Raw genomic sequence first — 15,213 nt, forward strand, 5'->3', positions numbered from 1 at the left:
GGCTGGGCCTTCAGGCGGGCGGGCGGGCTGGACAGTGGTAGCGGCGCCGCAGGGGTTTCAGACGACCGCGCGCCGGGCCGCAACGGGCGCACCGAACGGGCAAGCGCGTTCCACAGCGCCTGTTCATCCGACGAAAGATGTCGCCGCGCCATGGCAGGAAACCTTTATTGACGCGCCAGGCGTGCCGCCGATCCGACCGGCAGCAGGATCAGCGCGCTGCCCCGTGCGGACATGCCGCCTGCTATGCCGCGCGCGCGGCTGCCCGCGCCCCAGAAGCTGTCGAACCGGTTCGCGCCCTTGATCGCGCCGCCCGTGTCCTGCGCGATCCAGATGCCGTTGGGTTCCGCACGATCAAGCGACAACAGCACGGGCGCGCCCAGCGGCACATATTTGGGATCGGCGGCGACGCTGGCCTCTGCCGTCACCGGCACGCCCATCGCGCCCAGCGGACCAGAGCCGGTCAATTCGCGGAAGAAGACGAAGCTCTTGTTTTCATCCATGATCGCCGCGCCCTCCGCCGGATGAGCGCGCAGATATTGCATGATGTCCTGCATCGACCCGGCCTGGATGAGGCCACGGTCCTTCATCAGCTTGCCGATGCCCACATAGTCGCGGCCATTTTGCCCATCATAGCCGATCCGCATGACATCGCCATTGGGCAGCAGCAGCCTGCCGCTGCCTTGCACCTGCAGGAAGAAAAATTCGACCGGATCAGCCGCCCAGGCAAGTTCCAGGCCCCGGCCCGCCAGCGAACCCGACACGATCTGCGCCCGTTCATCGAACGGGACGAAATTGCTGCCCTGCACCTTGCCGCGAATTGTCTTGCCCTTCAGGCTGTCGCTGAACAGTCCCAGATTGACGTCGATCAGATCGGGCGGGCGTCGGTAAATGGGCACGTCATATCCGGCCTGCCGCGTGCGTGACCCGGCAATTTCCGGCTCATAATAGCCGGTGACGAAGGCAGTGCCGTCGCCGACCTGCACCGCTTCGAAATAGCGTGAGAAAAATTCGCTGGCGCTTGTTTCCGGCCAGCTCGACGCGGCGGCACAGGCATTATTCCAATCAGACCCGCGCGTCAGGCCACTTTGATCGGTGCGGCGCATGAGCGACGGGCAGGATATGCGAAATGCCTGCAATGCCTTTCGCGACCGTTCGCCCGACGGGATCAAATCGGCGATAGCGGGACCCAGCGCAACGCCGACGCTCGCCGCCGTGCCGACCGCGGTCACCGGGCTGGCCGGGGGCGTAGCCGGCAGGGGCGGACGAGGAGTGGCGGGAACCGGACGCACCGCACCGCCAGAAGCGGCCCCGCTTTGGACAGGCCGAGACGGCGCCGGACCGCTGGTTCCCGGCGGGATCACGCCGCCCGCACAGGCGGACAGCAGCAACGCCGTCAGCAGCACGCCGCCCGACTGGCGCAGCGTCATGCCGCCTCGTCGGTTTCGCTAAGCTTCCAGTTCGGATCGGTGCTGCGCAGATCGCGCGTGAAGGTCCAGATGTCGTTGGTGCTGACGGCGTCGGTCAACGATCCAGCGACGACATTGCCATCCTTGTCGCGGGTGACCGCGGCTATGTCCGCTTCGAACCGCAGGGATACTTCGGCAACGCTGCCATTGACGCTGGCATCGACGATCTGCGCCTTTTCAATACGAACAAGCCGGTTGTCGAGAACATGGCCCGCGCTGTCCCGCGCCGCGATCGCGTCTTCAAAAGAGGCAAGCACGTCGGCGTCGCAGAGCCACTCAAGTTCCTGGCGGTCGCCCCGCCAGAAAGCTTCAAGAACCATCCGATACGCGCTTCGCGCACCTTCCACAAATTGGGGAACGTCGAAATTCCGATCGGCGGCAATCAGCGCCCGGACGCCGCCTTCTCCCCCTGGGGCGATAAAGGCGTCGGACAGGCGGGACGAATCACCCGGCATGTCAGTAACGGGCCGGGGCTGCAGCACCGCCACCTTGGCGCGGTCTTCCGCCGTACGCAGTGCTGGCTCCTGCTCATGGCCGGTCCGCTTGCCCAGCACGGAGTAGAGCCGCAACGCCAGGAAACCGGCGATCAGCGCGAGGATAACGATCACATACACGGGGCAAGACACCCTTTGGCTAGCGCGAAAAACAATAACGCAGCCAACATAGGCATGTTTCCCCTCATATTCAAATGCCCTTCCGCCTGCCGCCATTGCCCTGCCCGGCCGCCCCTGCTAGACGCACGCCCCATCAACCGGGGGGTGCAATGCCGCCCGGCGTCAACCGGGATCATCAGGAAGAGCACATGGCCGACGAAGCCGACATCATCCAGACCGCCAGCACGGGCAACGGCGCCGACAACGGGCCGCAGATCGCTCTCATCAGCCAGTATACCAAGGACCTGTCGTTCGAAAATCCGAACGCGCCCGCCGTATATCAGTGGCAGGATCAGCCGCAGATCGACGTGCAGTTCAACATCGGCGCAGACAAGGTCGGCGAAGAGGTGGTCGAAGTATCGCTGAAGATCGACGTCAAGGCGACTGCGCCGCAGGGCACCGCCTTTGCGGTGGAATTGGTCTACGCCGCCATCTTCGGCATGCGCAACGTGCCCGAGGATCAGGTCCAGCCGTTCGTTTTGGCCGAAGCCCCCCGCCTGCTCTTCCCCTTTGCCCGCCGCGTGCTGGCGGATGCCATCCGCGACGGCGGCTTCCCGCCGCTGCTGCTTGACCCGATCGACTTCGGCACACTGTACATGCAGCAGGCTGAAGCGATGAACCAGACCGCGGGTGAACCGGCAGGCCACGCCTAAGAGCCATGATCGCCGTTCCCGATCGGGCTGACATTGTCGAAGCGCCGCGCTTGCCATCTGGAAATAGCGGCCTTCCCACAGTCTCCCGGCTGACGATAGGGAACGGTCGACCATGAAGCTCGTCAAGGCGTTTGGCTCGGTCGGTGGGCTGACGCTCGCCAGCCGAGTGCTCGCACTGGTGCGCGACTCCCTCGCGGCCCGATATGTGGGCGCGGGTTTTGCTTCGGACGCATTCAACGGCGTCGCCTTCCGCTTGCCCAACATGTTTCGCGCCCTGTTTGCAGAGGGCGCATTTTCGGCTGCCTTCATTCCCATGTTCAACCGCAAGGCAGCGGGACCTGACGGCGTCAGCGCGGGGTATCAATTCGCCGAACGTGCATTGGCCGTACTGCTGCCCGTGCTGATCCTGTTCACCGTCGCGCTCATCATTGCGGCATGGCCGATCACCTGGCTTCTTTCAGGCGGGTTTTCGCGGCAGAACCCCACGCCGGACCAGTTCGCCTTCGCCGTCGCACTGTCGCGCATCACCTTGCCCTATCTGGCGCTCATCAGCCTGGCTTCCCTGCTGGGCGGCATATTGAATTCACTCGACAAATTCTGGGCGAATGCCGCCGCGCCCATATTGCTGAACGTCGCGATGATCGCGGGCCTCTGGTTCTTTCACGGCGCGGACGAATATGAAACCGCGCGGGTGCAGGCTATATCCGTTACCGTAGGCGGCGCGCTGCAGCTGCTCTGGCTGATCTGGGCCTGCCGCCGCGCGGGCGTTTCGCTACGGATCAGGCGACCGCGCCTGGACGGCGACGTGCGTGAACTGTTGCGCCTGATCGTGCCCGCAGCCGCAGGAGCTGGCGCGCAGCAGATCAACCTGCTCGTTTCCACGGCGCTGTCCGGCTGGCTGCTGGCGTCCGGTTCGATCACCTACATCTATTACGCCGACCGGTTGAACCAGCTGCCCCTGGGGCTGATCGGCATCGGGCTGGGCACCATATTGCTGCCCACGATATCCCGCCTGCTGTCGACCGGCCAGGAACAGGTGGCGATGGAAACCCAGAATCGCGGCATCGAACTGGCCTTGTTCCTGACGCTGCCCGCGACCGTCGCATTCCTGACCGTGGCCGAACCGATCGTGCGCGGCCTGTTCCAATATGGCCTGTTCACCGCGGAAGATGCGGAACGATGCGGTTGGGCGCTGTCCGCCTTCTCGATCGGCTTGCCATCCTATGTCCTGGTGAAGGTGCTGACGCCCGGCTATTATGCGCGCGGCGATACCCGAACGCCGGTGCGCTATGCGATGCTGTCGATCCTCATCAACATCATCGGGAATTTCGCTCTGATCCCGTTGGTGGGCCATGTTGGGCCACCTTTGGCGACCGCCCTGGCCTCCACCGTCAACGTCGTCATGCTGTATTCAACGCTGGTCAAGCGTGGGCATTTCGCGGCGGACACGCAACTGCGCCGTCGGCTGCCCCGCCTGGCGGCAGCAGCCGTCGCGATGGGCGGCGTCCTGTTCGCGGGAGAAGGGTTGCTGGAGCCATGGCTGGGCGGCGCGATGGTCACGCGCTATGCGGCGCTGGCCTTGCTTGTCGGCGCGGGTGTCGCACTTTACGGGGTAGCCTGTTTCCTTACGGGCGCTTATCGGGTGTCCGACCTCAAGGCGCTGATCCGCCGAAGAGGGGCCACCAGCAACATAGAGAACGGATAGAATATGCGCGTCCTTTCCGGCATCCAGCCGACCGGCAATCTGCACCTGGGCAATTATCTGGGCGCGATCCGCAACTGGGTGCGCATGCAGGATGAGATGGACGCGGCAAGCCAGTGCTTCTTCTTCCTTGCCGACATGCACAGCATTACCGTGCACGAAGCCCGCGAGCAGCGCATCCGCAACGTGCGCGACATGGCGGCGGCGCTGGTCGCGGCGGGCATCGACCCGGACCGGTCGGTCCTGTTCAACCAGGCGCGCGTTCCGGCGCATGCAGAGCTGTGCTGGCTGCTCAATGGCACCGCGCGCATCGGCTGGCTCAACCGCATGACCCAGTTCAAGGACAAGGTGGGCAAGGATCGCGAAGGCGCGTCCATCGGCCTGTTCGTCTACCCGGTGCTCCAGGCCGCCGACATCCTTGCCTACAACGCGACCCATGTGCCGGTGGGCGAAGACCAGAAGCAGCATCTGGAACTGGCGCGCGACATCGCCACCAAGTTCAACACCGATTTCGGCGTCGACCTGTTCACCCTGCCCGATCCGATCATCCCGAAAGAATCGGCGCGGATCATGTCCCTGCGTGATGGCACCGCGAAAATGTCCAAGTCGGACCCGTCGGATATGAGCCGCATCAATCTGACCGATGACGACGATGCCATCATGCAGAAGGTGAAGAAGGCCAAGACCGACCCCGAACCGCTGCCCGACAGTGCAGAAGGTCTGGCCGGACGCGCGGAGGCAAACAACCTCATCGGTATCTACGCCACGCTGGCGGGCAGGAGCATGGACGCCGTGTGCGCCGAGTTTGCCGGCAAGGGTTTTGGCGCGTTCAAGCCCGCCCTGGGCGAATTGCTGGTCGAAACGCTGCGCCCCATCCGCACCCGCTTCATGGAATTGCGGACCGACGACGCCGCGCTGGACGCCATTCTGGAAAAGGGTGCGGCCAAGGCAAGGGCCGCCGCCGAACCGACCTTGCGCGCGGCCTATGATGCGATGGGCCTGATGCGCTGATCGGCCACCATATCCGCCCGCCTCGCGCTTGAGGGCGGGCATGGCATGCGTCCATTTGCCCCTATGAAGCGTTCAAATGATGTTCAGTTGCGTTCTGCTACTACGGAGCGCAATAATGATGCCCTAGGCATTCGCCTGTTACAGGACGCGAATTTATGACCCGTTTCAACAAGATCGGCTTAATCGCAGCGCCCGCTCTGGCGCTCATGACCCTTTCGGGTTGCGCAACGTCCTTCAAGGCGGACGTTGCCCGGTTCCAGCAGCTACCCGCCCCCGCCGGGCAGAGTTTCACCATCGTGGCAGATGACCCCGGTCTGGCTGGCGGCCTCGAATTTGCTCAATATGCCAGCCTGATCGGGCAGCGGCTCAGCCAAACCGGTTACGTGCCCGCGAACGATCCTGCCCGTGCGGACCTGATCGTGCGCGTCGCATATGGCGTCGACAATGGGCGTGAGAGGGTGCGTTCGACCAATTTCGGAGCCGACCCCTTCTATTATGGCGGTTGGGGGTGGCGCGGTCGGTGGGGGCGTCCCTGGGGCTATGGCTTCTATGATCCCTGGCTGTTTGGCCCCGGCTATACCGACGTCAGCAGCTACACCGTCTATACCAGTGACCTGAGCATGAAAATCGATCGCGCCGCTGACAATCGCCGCCTGTTTGAAGGCAGGGCATCGGCCCAATCGCTGTCGAACCGGCTGACCTATCTGGTGCCCAATCTGGTCGATGCGATGTTTACCGACTTCCCTGGTCAGAATGGAGAACAGGTGAAGATCACGCTCCCGCCTGAGAAGCGCGGCTGAAGAGAGCCTGTTTACGATGAATGAACGCCTGGCGGTCCTATGCCGCTGGGCGTCTTTATATTTCAGGGAATGCGTCGGGCGGTGATGATCTGGACCGGTTGTTCGAGCATCTGCCCCTTCATCACGCCTTCGCCCGCTGTCGCAGATTTCGGCGCGGCCACTATCTGACGAACTGCGTCCATGCCCTCGACCACATGGGCGAAAACGGCAAAGCCCTGATTGTCACCCGATGCTTGCGGATTTGCGTTCATGCCGGGCATCTGCCCCAGCACAATGAAAAAGTCGCCGGTGGCGCTGCCCGGCGCATAGCGCGCCATGGACAGCGCGCCATCATCGTGGGTCAGGCCAGTCTGCGTAGTTGGCTCATGTGCGATCGGCGGCAGGATTCGCGCCGGATCATTTTGCGTTCCACCCTGGACGAAGCCATAGTCCGCTGACCCCACCGCCCGATAAAAGAGCACGCCGTCAAACCGCTTCCTGTCGACATATTGCAGGAAATTGGCGGCGGTCACCGGCGCCTGGGCGAGGTGGACCGCCACTACGATCCGCCCTGCGGTGGTGTCCAGGACCACGCGCACATCGGAAGGTACAGCAGCACTGGACGATTGCGCCAACCCCGGCGCCACCCACAGGATCACCGCGAGCAGCAGGGCAAGATGCCGGATCATGCGTCGGGCGATTACTTCCATATTGCTGCCGCGAAGAATCAGCTCTCCAGTTGGCGCTGCAACGCGCGAATGTCGGCATCCATATCAGGGCTTGTCTGGCGCAGCCCTTCGATCGTCTTTACGGCATGAATGACCGTGCTGTGATCGCGGCCGCCGAAAATCCTGCCAATTTCGGGCAGAGAGCGTGGTGTCATCTTCTTGGCGAGATACATGGCCACCTGACGCGGGCGGGCGACCGCGCGGGCGCGGCGCTTGGACCGCATCTCAGCGGCGTCGATCTTGTAGTGGGCGGCGCAGACTTTCTGGATTTCATCGACCGTGATGCGGCGCGCATTGGCCCGCACGGCGTCGGCCAACATGCCCTGGGCAAATTCCAGGTCGATGGAGCGGCCGGTCAGCTGACCATAGGCGATCAGCTTGTTGAAAGCGCCTTCCAGTTCACGGACGTTCGAGCGGATCGAGCGGGCCAGGAAATCGATGACGGCGTCAGGGACCGGTGGATCGCCTGCAAAGGCGCGCTTGGCTTCCAATATGGCGAGGCGCAGGTCTAGGCCTGCGGGGCGGATGTCGGCGACCAGGCCGCCCGCTAGGCGCGACAGGATGCGCGGGTCGATCGAATCGAGCAGTTGCGGAGCGCGATCGGCGGTCACCACGATCCGGGCGCCCGAATCGATCAGGTCGTTGATCGTGTGGAGAAACTCCTCCTGCGTCGATCCCTTGCCCGCGATGAACTGAATATCGTCGATCAGCAGCAGCCGGGCCGCGCGCAGTCGCGCCTTGAAGTTCATGGTGTCGTTGGCGCGCATCGCGTTCACGAATTCCATCATGAACCGTTCTGCCGACATGTAGAGCACCGGCGCCGTCGGGGAGTGAGCGGAAAAGGCGCGGGCGATTGCGTGCAACAGGTGCGTCTTGCCCTGGCCGGTGCCGCCATGGATGAACAGCGGGCTGTACCGGGGCTGCGCTTCGCCAGCCATCGCTTGCGCCGCCGAACAGGCAAGCTGGTTGGTTTCGCCCGTTACGAAATCTTCAAATCCATGGCGCGGCTGGAAATTGCAGGCGGCGGGACCTTCGTGCGAGTCCACCTCAGACGCGTCAGACAGCTCTGGCGTGGCAACGATTTCCAGCAGGCGCGGACCCACAGCATTAGGCGCACGCCGCAGGCGAACTTCGCGCACCCCTGCCCCGGCAGAGCGCCACGCCATGCAAAGCCGATCGCCAAAATGGCCCGAAACGAAATTCGCGGTGAAATCGGACGTGAACAGCAGATCAAGCGTCTGCGATTCTGGGCAATATTCGCCCAGCCGGGCCGCCTTCAGCCACTGGTCGAACATGCGCGCGCCAATGTCGCGGCGCAGACCAGCGCGGATGGCGTCCCAGGCCGCTGCGAGACGCGCATGTTCCTGCGCATCCTGAACGGGCAAACTTCCTGTCAATGCCGCTATATCCTTCATAAACAGCCGACCCCCATCAACTGTGCCCCGATCGGAGCTTTAAGACGCAGTGAACCGTCTGGAAAAGCAGCGCCCTTCCAACACACACGTGCCAACTAACCGTATAACGACCGCCAGATCGATTCGTGGGCGGCCAGAGAAGGGAAAATAGACAGGCATTCTCTGCCTGATCAAGGGCATCGCAGGTCAAAAATGTGAAATAAAGCCGTTGACTCGGCAAACCCGCGGAAATGCGTCGTAAATGAAAAACTTCATATTTTTCAGTGGCTTAATTCGAACGCCATCGAGCAGATAATCCTCGAATCGCGGGAATCCGGCCTTGCTCGATTTGCGGACCGATGTGCCGATATGTGACGGCTCAATGAAAAAGGCCCGCCCCGCTTATGCGGGTCGGGCCTTCCTGATCTGACGCTGAAGTTAAATGTGGTTCAGGCGAGCGCGCCGACGCGCTTTGTCAGGCGACCGAACTTGCGGGCCGCAGTGTTCTTGTGAACTACGCCACGGGCCACGCCGCGCGCCAGTTCAGGCTGCACGGACTGAAGCGCAGTGGCTGCAGCCGTCTTGTCACCAGCGGCAAGGGCGGCTTCCACCTTTTTCACCAGGGTGCGGATCCGGCTGATGCGGGCGCCATTGATTTCGGCGCGGCGGGCGTTGCGGCGGATGCGCTTCTTGGCTTGCGGCGTATTGGCCATTTACAGTCCTCGGTCTCGTCAAATCTCGGAAAGTGGGCCAGCCGGATTCGCCTGCCAGCCCCGTGAAGGTGCGCCCCTTACAGGGGATCAGTATCATCGTCAACCGGCAGCGCCGCGCTTACCTCTGACATCCGGGGCAATAGAATGTCGATCGACCGCCGTCGGTCCGGCGCTGGATCGTGCCGCCACATGCGCAATTTTCCCCCTCACGCCCATAGACTCGCCACTGTTTGGAAAAATAGCCCAGCTCACCATCGGGCCGCGCATAATCTCGCAAGGTCGATCCGCCAGCTGCGATGGCCGCCGTCAACACATCCCGAATCGCATCCACCAACAGGACAAGGCGCGCGCGGCTGATACGTCTGGCGGGACGTGTAGGCGCTATGCCCGCCATGTTGAGCGCCTCACACACATAGATGTTGCCCAGACCCGCCACCACGCGCTGGTCCAGCAGCGTGGTCTTGATCGACGCCGTCTTGCCTTCGAGCGCGCGCGCCAGAGCAGTGGCGGAAAAATCCGGCCCCAGCGGTTCAGGTCCCATGCGCGTGAACGGCCCATAGGCCCGCCATGCTTCACTGCGCACAAGATCCAGCGATCCGAAACGACGCGGATCATTGAGAGACAGCAGCAGTCCACTGTCCGTTTCGATCAGCAGATGGTCATGCACGCCAATCTCCGTCGGCGCGATTCGCCAACGACCCGACATGCCCAGGTGAAAGATCATCATGTCGCCGCGATCGGTTTCGATGAGGCCATATTTCGCACGGCGGGACAATGCGGTTACCCTGGCCCCGGTAAGCCGCTGGCGCAGGTCGACCGGTATCGGGAAACGTAGATCGGCGCGCCGGGGTTCGACGCGGGTCAGCACCCGGCCTTCCAGGACAGAGCGCAGGCCAGCGACGGTGGTTTCAACTTCGGGAAGTTCAGGCATCACGTCCATCTAGGCGTTCGGCGCGCGGGAGAGAAGCATGTCGTGAAAAGGCGGCTGGCAAGGCGGCCAATCTGTGGCTAGAGCGTGCTACCATGAACGAGACCGCATCTTTCGGCTATCGCGACGTCGATGCTACTGAAAAACAGGGGATGGTTCGCGCCGTCTTTTCCAACGTCGCATCCAAATATGACCTGATGAACGATGCGATGTCGGTCGGCGCGCATCGCCTGTGGAAGGACCAGTTCGTGGCCCGGGTGAAGCCGCGCCGGGACGAGGCCATTCTGGACATGGCGGGCGGCACGGGCGACATCGCCTTTCGCATGGCCAAGCATGGCGCGCAGGTTACCGTGTCGGACATCAATCCCGAAATGCTGGCCGTAGGGGTGGAGCGCGCGCGCAAGAAGGGGCTGGAAGGCCTGGTCTGGTCGCAGCAGAATGCGGAGGAATTGAGTTTCTCCGATCGCAGCTTCGACGCTTACACTATCGCCTTTGGCATTCGAAACGTCACCCACATCGACAAGGCGCTGCGGGAAGCGCACAGGGTGCTGAAATATGGTGGTCGCTTTTTCTGCCTGGAATTTTCCACCACCACCTGGCCAGGCTTCGCCGATGTCTACGACGCCTATTCGCACCGGCTGGTGCCTAAGCTGGGTAAGCTGTTGGCCGATGATGAGGACAGCTATCGTTATCTGATCGAATCGATCCGCAGGTTTCCGCCCATGCCGGAATTTGAAAGGATGATCCGCGCGGCCGGCTTTGTGCAGACCAAGGTGGAGCCGATCCTGGGCGGGATGGTCGCGATTCACAGCGGCTGGAAGATTTAAGCGGCCGTGCCTTCCCATGTGACGCATATCTGGCGGCTGCTGAAATGGGGCCGCACGCTGGCGCGCCATGGGGCGCTGCGGGGGATCGAACGCGACCCGCTCACACCATCGCCAGTGCGGCGGCTGGTGAAACTGGCGCGGATCGGTGCGCGCGTTCCCCGCCAGCCGCGCTATGCCGACGCATTCCAGGCGATCGGTCCTGCCGCTATCAAGCTGGGGCAGACGCTGGCGACACGCCCCGACCTGGTGGGTGAGGAGGCCGCCAATGACCTGTTGCGCCTGCAGGATGCACTGCCGCCCGTCCCATTCCCGACCATAAGGGCGCAGATCGAACAGAGTTTCGGACGACCGCTGGAATCGGTCTACAGTCGCTTCGATGAAGATCCGGTAGGCGCGGCATCGATCGCGCAGGTGCATCGCGCCGTGACGATCGACGGGCGCGAGGTCGCGGTGAAGGTCATTCGCCCCAGCGTGACCGATCAGTTCAACCGCGACATCCAGACCTATGAATGGGCCGCCGCCCATGCCGAAATGTTGGGTGGCGAAATCGCACGACTGCGTCCACGGCTGGTCATCGCCAATATGAAGCGCTGGACCGCGCGCGAACTGGATTTGAGGCGTGAGGCGGCATCGGCGTCGGAACTGGCCGAAGCGATGCAGGCGATGCCGGGTTATCGCGTACCGCAGATCGACTGGGATCGCACGACCGGCAAGGTCATGACGATGGAGTGGATCGACGGGGTCAAGATTTCCGACCGCGACGCCCTGATCGCCGCCGGTCATGATGTGAAGGACCTGGCATCCCGGCTGGTCAACGCGTTCCTGCGTCAGGCCATCGCCGAAGGTTTCTTCCACGCGGACATGCATCAGGGAAACCTGTTCGTCACCGCGAACAACGACATCGTCGCCATCGACTTCGGTATCATGGGCCGCATCGACCGGCGCGCGCGCATGTGGCTGGCGGAGATCCTCTATGGCCTGATCACCGGCAATTATAAGCGCGTGGCGGAAATCCATTTCGAGGCGCAATATGTGCCCGGCCACCATAATGTGGATGAGTTCGCCACCGCCCTTCGCGCGGTGGGAGAACCGATGCGGGGCAAGCCCGTGCGCGAGCTGTCGGTGGGCGGGATGCTGGACGGGCTGTTCGCGATCACCCGCGATTTCGACATGCAGACCCAGCCACATCTGCTGTTGTTGCAGAAGACGATGGTCATGGTGGAAGGCGTTGCGACCGCGCTCGATCCCGACATCAACCTTTGGGAGACGAGCGGCCCCTATGTGAAGGAATGGCTGCGTTCCGAACTGGGTCCTGAGGCAAAGGTGGCGGACGCGCTGATCGAAAATTGGCGCACGCTTCAACGCCTTCCCGGCCTGGTACGACGGATTGAGGAAGCATTTCCTGAAAAGGGCGGTGCGCCACCGCCGCCGCCGCTGACCGAAGTCAGGCTGATCCGCGTCGGTGGAGGCTGGCGCTATGCAGCGGTCGCGGGCCTGGCAGCAGTGGCTGGAGCGCTGACGACAGCGCTGCTACATATTCAGCTATGACTAAGGCTCGCATCCTTCTGATCGTTTCCGGCGGGATCGCCGCGTATAAATCGCTGGAACTGGTGCGCCTGCTCAAGAAGCGCGGCTTAGCTGTGCGCGCGGTGCTGACGGACAGCGCGAGCCGGTTCGTGACGCCTTTGGCGATGGGCGTACTGACCGAAGATCACGTCTATGGCGACATGTTCGACCTGAAGGAAGAACGCGAGATTGGGCATATCCAGCTGTCGCGACAGGCCGATCTGGTGGTGGTTGCGCCTGCGACAGCGAATATATTGGCAAAGATGGCGGCAGGCATCGCCGATGACCTTGCCACCACGCTGCTGCTTGCCACCGACAAGCCGGTGTTGGCCGTGCCCGCGATGAACGTGCGGATGTGGGATCACGCTGCGACGCAACGCAACCTTGCCCAGCTGCGCGCCGACGGTGTCCACATCATGGAGCCGGACGACGGAGAAATGGCCTGTGGTGAGTTCGGCAAGGGGCGCCTGCCCGAACCCGAAGCGATTGCGGCGGAGATTGAGCGCCTATTGTCTAGCAAATCTAAGACCTTGAAGGGACGGCACATTCTCATCACCGCCGGGCCAACGCATGAGCCGATCGACCCGGTGCGCTACATCGCCAATCGATCGTCAGGAAAGCAGGGTTTCGCCATAGCAGCGGCGGCAGCCCAAGCGGGCGCGCGCGTGACTTTGGTCGCAGGTCCGGTGCGCCTGCCTACGCCGCCGGGCGTCGATCGCGTCGACGTTGAAACCGCGCGCGAGATGCTGGCGGCGGTAGAAGCGGCGCTGCCTGCCGACGCCGCCATCATGGTGGCCGCCGTCGCGGACTGGCGCACGGACACCGCCGCCGGACAAAAGTTGAAAAAGGATGGGTCCGGCAAGCCAGCGCCGCTCACGCTGGTCGAGAATCCCGATATCCTGGCCACGCTGGGCCGCCATGCGCAGCGCCCCCGCCTGCTCATCGGCTTCGCTGCCGAAACGGACAAGCTGACCGAATATGCGCAGGCAAAGCTGCAGCGTAAAGGCGCGGACTGGATCGTCGCCAATGACGTGTCGGGTGACGTAATGGGCGGCGACAGCAACAGCGTTCACATCGTCACTGCCGCTGGCGTGGAAAGCTGGGATCATCTGCCCAAGGACGCCGTCGCCACCCGCATCATCGAAAAGGTCGCTCATGCCCTCGCATCTTGCTCCGATTGAAATCCGTCTGAAGCGCCTGCCCCATGCAGCGGGCCTGCCCGCGCCCAGCTATGCAACCCAGCACGCGGCGGGGATGGACGTGGTTTCCGCCGAAGATGTGACGCTGCAACCGGGCGACCGCCATGCGGTCGCCACCGGCTTCGCCATGGCAATCCCGGTTGGCTATGAAGTACAGGTCCGCCCCCGCTCGGGCCTGGCGCTGAAGCACGGGATCAGCCTGCCGAATACGCCGGGCACGATCGACGCCGACTATCGCGGCGAATTGAAAGTCATCCTGATCAATCTGGGCGACGCACCGTTCGTCATCGCGCGTGGTGATCGAATCGCGCAACTGGTCGCCGCGCCAGTTCAGATGGCCCGCTTCACCGAGGTGGAGGAATTGGACGAAACGGTCCGGGGTTCGGGCGGCTTCGGATCGACTGGCGTCAGTTCATCATGAACCCACCCGCCCCCGTTCTCTCCGATGAGCAGTTGGAGCGCTATGCGCGCCATATCGTGCTTAAGGAAATTGGCGGGGCGGGACAGGCGCGGCTGTTGTCGGCAGATGTCGCGGTGATCGGCGCGGGCGGGATCGGTAGCCCGGCAATCCTCTATCTGGCGGCGGCAGGGGTCGGCACGATCCGGGTCATCGACGATGACCATGTCGCGCTGTCCAACCTGCAGCGTCAGATATTGTTCGGCACCATCGATATCGGCGCACCGAAGGCGGAATGCGCTATGACAGCCGTGGCGCGGATCAACCCGGACGTGAAGCTGATCCCCATCAATGCACGGATCGATGCTGAAAACGCTGCACTAATGCTGCGCGACGCTGACGTGGTGCTGGATGGCTGCGACAGTTTCGCCACGCGGCTTGCTGTGGCGGATGCTTCTCAGCGGCTCCGAATTCCGCTGGTGTCGGCTGCGGTGGGGCCATTCGAAGGGCAACTGGCCACCTATCGTGGATGGGAGCGAGACCAGCCCTGTTATCGCTGCCTGGTCGGCAACCCGGAAGACGCGCCGGAACGCAACTGCGCGCAAACCGGTGTAATCGGCGCGCTGACGGGCATCATTGGCAGCATGGCGGCGTTGGAAGTCATCCGTGCCCTGGTGCCATTTGGCGCGGCCATGGCAGGCAAGCTGATGATCGCCGACCTTTTGTCCATGCGTTTCCGCACAGTCAGCATCGCCAAGGACCCCGCCTGTCCTGGATGCGCCGTCATATTATGCGCGACCTGAAGGTCCTCGTCACGACTGGGGATGCCGAACGGCTGCGGGGTTCCCTGGTGCTGGCCTGCGCTCAAGCAGCTTTGGGCGGCCAGGCGAGCCTGTTCTTCCAACTCGATGCGGTGGGGCTGTTGAAGCTCCCGATCAGCGCACCGCAGGATGCAAACCATCAAGCAGCGGGCCTGCCCACCCTTGCGACACTGATCGACGAGGCATTGAACCTGGGCGTCGTGCTGACCGCCTGCCAAAGCGGGCTCACCCTCTGCCAGCTCACTGCCGGGGACCTTCCCAAGGGCGTGGACATTGGCGGGCCAGTGTCTTTTCTGCAAGCGACCGACGATCAGGCGCGGTTGCTGGTAATCTGAACCCGCCTGGCGGAGAGGCCGCGTTGGCGCCTGCTTCTATT

The 15,213-nt window shown here is 63.2% G+C and carries 16 protein-coding genes; 10 read left to right on the top strand and 6 right to left on the bottom strand.

Annotation, left to right across the window (positions count from 1 at the left end; all coding sequences use genetic code 11):
- Window positions 1–164: 164 nt before the first annotated feature.
- Window positions 165–1,427 (bottom strand): murein transglycosylase A, encoded by a 1,263-nt coding sequence (locus tag ACI3KQ_RS03855; RefSeq protein WP_404954983.1) that lies wholly within the window; start codon window positions 1,425–1,427, stop codon window positions 165–167.
- On the bottom strand, window positions 1,424–2,080 hold the full coding sequence (locus ACI3KQ_RS03860) for a Tim44/TimA family putative adaptor protein (RefSeq protein WP_404954985.1): 657 nt from the start codon (window positions 2,078–2,080) through the stop codon (window positions 1,424–1,426). The genes ACI3KQ_RS03855 and ACI3KQ_RS03860 overlap by 4 nt, the downstream gene beginning before the upstream one ends.
- A gap of 188 nt (window positions 2,081–2,268) precedes the next feature.
- Between ACI3KQ_RS03860 and secB the strand changes: the two genes are divergently transcribed.
- The 4 genes from secB (at window position 2,269) to ACI3KQ_RS03880 (ending at window position 6,285) form a co-directional block, all read left to right on the top strand.
- The gene (gene secB, locus ACI3KQ_RS03865) at window positions 2,269–2,772 is read left to right on the top strand and encodes a protein-export chaperone SecB (protein ID WP_404954987.1); all 504 of its coding nucleotides are present in this window, start codon (window positions 2,269–2,271) and stop codon (window positions 2,770–2,772) included.
- A 112-nt stretch (window positions 2,773–2,884) separates the two neighbouring features.
- The gene (gene murJ, locus ACI3KQ_RS03870) at window positions 2,885–4,477 is read left to right on the top strand and encodes a murein biosynthesis integral membrane protein MurJ (protein WP_404954989.1); all 1,593 of its coding nucleotides are present in this window, start codon (window positions 2,885–2,887) and stop codon (window positions 4,475–4,477) included.
- Window positions 4,478–4,480: 3 nt separating this feature from the next.
- Complete coding sequence (gene trpS / locus ACI3KQ_RS03875) at window positions 4,481–5,485, top strand: tryptophan--tRNA ligase (RefSeq protein ID WP_404954991.1); 1,005 nt, start codon at window positions 4,481–4,483, stop codon at window positions 5,483–5,485.
- Window positions 5,486–5,640: 155 nt separating this feature from the next.
- Window positions 5,641–6,285 carry a DUF4136 domain-containing protein gene (locus tag ACI3KQ_RS03880; protein WP_404954993.1) on the top strand — a complete coding sequence of 215 codons (645 nt, stop codon included), beginning with the start codon at window positions 5,641–5,643 and terminating at the stop codon, window positions 6,283–6,285.
- Between the two features lie 62 nt (window positions 6,286–6,347).
- Here the strand turns inward: ACI3KQ_RS03880 and ACI3KQ_RS03885 are convergent, their stop codons facing one another.
- From ACI3KQ_RS03885 to mutM, 4 genes are all read right to left on the bottom strand, one after another.
- Window positions 6,348–6,953, bottom strand: coding sequence for a peptidylprolyl isomerase (locus ACI3KQ_RS03885; RefSeq protein ID WP_404954995.1), 606 nt, complete (start codon window positions 6,951–6,953; stop codon window positions 6,348–6,350).
- Between the two features lie 38 nt (window positions 6,954–6,991).
- Entirely contained in the window at window positions 6,992–8,407 is a 1,416-nt protein-coding gene (gene dnaA / locus ACI3KQ_RS03890) for a chromosomal replication initiator protein DnaA (RefSeq protein WP_404954997.1), read from the bottom strand.
- A gap of 428 nt (window positions 8,408–8,835) precedes the next feature.
- Window positions 8,836–9,099, bottom strand: a complete 264-nt coding sequence (gene rpsT / locus ACI3KQ_RS03895; RefSeq protein ID WP_167303993.1) for a 30S ribosomal protein S20 — start codon at window positions 9,097–9,099, stop codon at window positions 8,836–8,838.
- Between the two features lie 118 nt (window positions 9,100–9,217).
- Complete coding sequence (mutM, locus tag ACI3KQ_RS03900; protein WP_404954999.1) at window positions 9,218–10,030, bottom strand: bifunctional DNA-formamidopyrimidine glycosylase/DNA-(apurinic or apyrimidinic site) lyase; 813 nt, start codon at window positions 10,028–10,030, stop codon at window positions 9,218–9,220.
- Between the two features lie 92 nt (window positions 10,031–10,122).
- Between mutM and ACI3KQ_RS03905 the strand changes: the two genes are divergently transcribed.
- From ACI3KQ_RS03905 to ACI3KQ_RS03930, 6 genes are read left to right on the top strand one after another with little or no spacing between them, the layout of a single operon-like run.
- Window positions 10,123–10,854 carry a class I SAM-dependent methyltransferase gene (locus tag ACI3KQ_RS03905; RefSeq protein ID WP_404955001.1) on the top strand — a complete coding sequence of 244 codons (732 nt, stop codon included), beginning with the start codon at window positions 10,123–10,125 and terminating at the stop codon, window positions 10,852–10,854.
- Between the two features lie 6 nt (window positions 10,855–10,860).
- A complete protein-coding gene (gene ubiB, locus ACI3KQ_RS03910; RefSeq protein ID WP_404955003.1) occupies window positions 10,861–12,402 on the top strand; it encodes a 2-polyprenylphenol 6-hydroxylase in 1,542 nt (513 codons plus the stop codon).
- The gene (coaBC, locus tag ACI3KQ_RS03915) at window positions 12,399–13,601 is read left to right on the top strand and encodes a bifunctional phosphopantothenoylcysteine decarboxylase/phosphopantothenate--cysteine ligase CoaBC (protein WP_404955005.1); all 1,203 of its coding nucleotides are present in this window, start codon (window positions 12,399–12,401) and stop codon (window positions 13,599–13,601) included. The genes ubiB and coaBC overlap by 4 nt, the downstream gene beginning before the upstream one ends.
- Complete coding sequence (gene dut, locus ACI3KQ_RS03920) at window positions 13,576–14,040, top strand: dUTP diphosphatase (protein ID WP_404955007.1); 465 nt, start codon at window positions 13,576–13,578, stop codon at window positions 14,038–14,040. Before coaBC ends, dut begins: the two co-directional genes overlap by 26 nt.
- A complete protein-coding gene (locus ACI3KQ_RS03925) occupies window positions 14,037–14,819 on the top strand; it encodes a HesA/MoeB/ThiF family protein (RefSeq protein WP_404955009.1) in 783 nt (260 codons plus the stop codon). Before dut ends, ACI3KQ_RS03925 begins: the two co-directional genes overlap by 4 nt.
- Window positions 14,807–15,172 (top strand): peroxiredoxin, encoded by a 366-nt coding sequence (locus ACI3KQ_RS03930; protein WP_404955450.1) that lies wholly within the window; start codon window positions 14,807–14,809, stop codon window positions 15,170–15,172. The genes ACI3KQ_RS03925 and ACI3KQ_RS03930 overlap by 13 nt, the downstream gene beginning before the upstream one ends.
- Window positions 15,173–15,213: the final 41 nt, after the last annotated feature.

The organism is Sphingobium sp. ZW T5_29 (assembly GCF_044987515.1).
In the GTDB taxonomy this organism is placed as follows: domain Bacteria; phylum Pseudomonadota; class Alphaproteobacteria; order Sphingomonadales; family Sphingomonadaceae; genus Sphingobium.

What these genes read in the sequence shown, in the direction of transcription:
- ACI3KQ_RS03855 (WP_404954983.1), bottom strand. Translation starts at nt 1,427, where the DNA reads ATGACGCTGCGCCAGTCGGGCGGCGTGCTGCTGACGGCGTTGCTGCTG.
- secB (WP_404954987.1), top strand. Translation starts at nt 2,269, where the DNA reads ATGGCCGACGAAGCCGACATCATCCAGACCGCCAGCACGGGCAACGGC.
- murJ (WP_404954989.1), top strand. Translation starts at nt 2,885, where the DNA reads ATGAAGCTCGTCAAGGCGTTTGGCTCGGTCGGTGGGCTGACGCTCGCC.
- trpS (WP_404954991.1), top strand. Translation starts at nt 4,481, where the DNA reads ATGCGCGTCCTTTCCGGCATCCAGCCGACCGGCAATCTGCACCTGGGC.
- ACI3KQ_RS03880 (WP_404954993.1), top strand. Translation starts at nt 5,641, where the DNA reads ATGACCCGTTTCAACAAGATCGGCTTAATCGCAGCGCCCGCTCTGGCG.
- ACI3KQ_RS03885 (WP_404954995.1), bottom strand. Translation starts at nt 6,953, where the DNA reads ATGATCCGGCATCTTGCCCTGCTGCTCGCGGTGATCCTGTGGGTGGCG.
- dnaA (WP_404954997.1), bottom strand. Translation starts at nt 8,407, where the DNA reads ATGAAGGATATAGCGGCATTGACAGGAAGTTTGCCCGTTCAGGATGCG.
- rpsT (WP_167303993.1), bottom strand. Translation starts at nt 9,099, where the DNA reads ATGGCCAATACGCCGCAAGCCAAGAAGCGCATCCGCCGCAACGCCCGC.
- mutM (WP_404954999.1), bottom strand. Translation starts at nt 10,030, where the DNA reads ATGCCTGAACTTCCCGAAGTTGAAACCACCGTCGCTGGCCTGCGCTCT.
- ACI3KQ_RS03905 (WP_404955001.1), top strand. Translation starts at nt 10,123, where the DNA reads ATGAACGAGACCGCATCTTTCGGCTATCGCGACGTCGATGCTACTGAA.
- coaBC (WP_404955005.1), top strand. Translation starts at nt 12,399, where the DNA reads ATGACTAAGGCTCGCATCCTTCTGATCGTTTCCGGCGGGATCGCCGCG.
- dut (WP_404955007.1), top strand. Translation starts at nt 13,576, where the DNA reads ATGCCCTCGCATCTTGCTCCGATTGAAATCCGTCTGAAGCGCCTGCCC.
- ACI3KQ_RS03925 (WP_404955009.1), top strand. Translation starts at nt 14,037, where the DNA reads ATGAACCCACCCGCCCCCGTTCTCTCCGATGAGCAGTTGGAGCGCTAT.
- ACI3KQ_RS03930 (WP_404955450.1), top strand. Translation starts at nt 14,807, where the DNA reads ATGCGCGACCTGAAGGTCCTCGTCACGACTGGGGATGCCGAACGGCTG.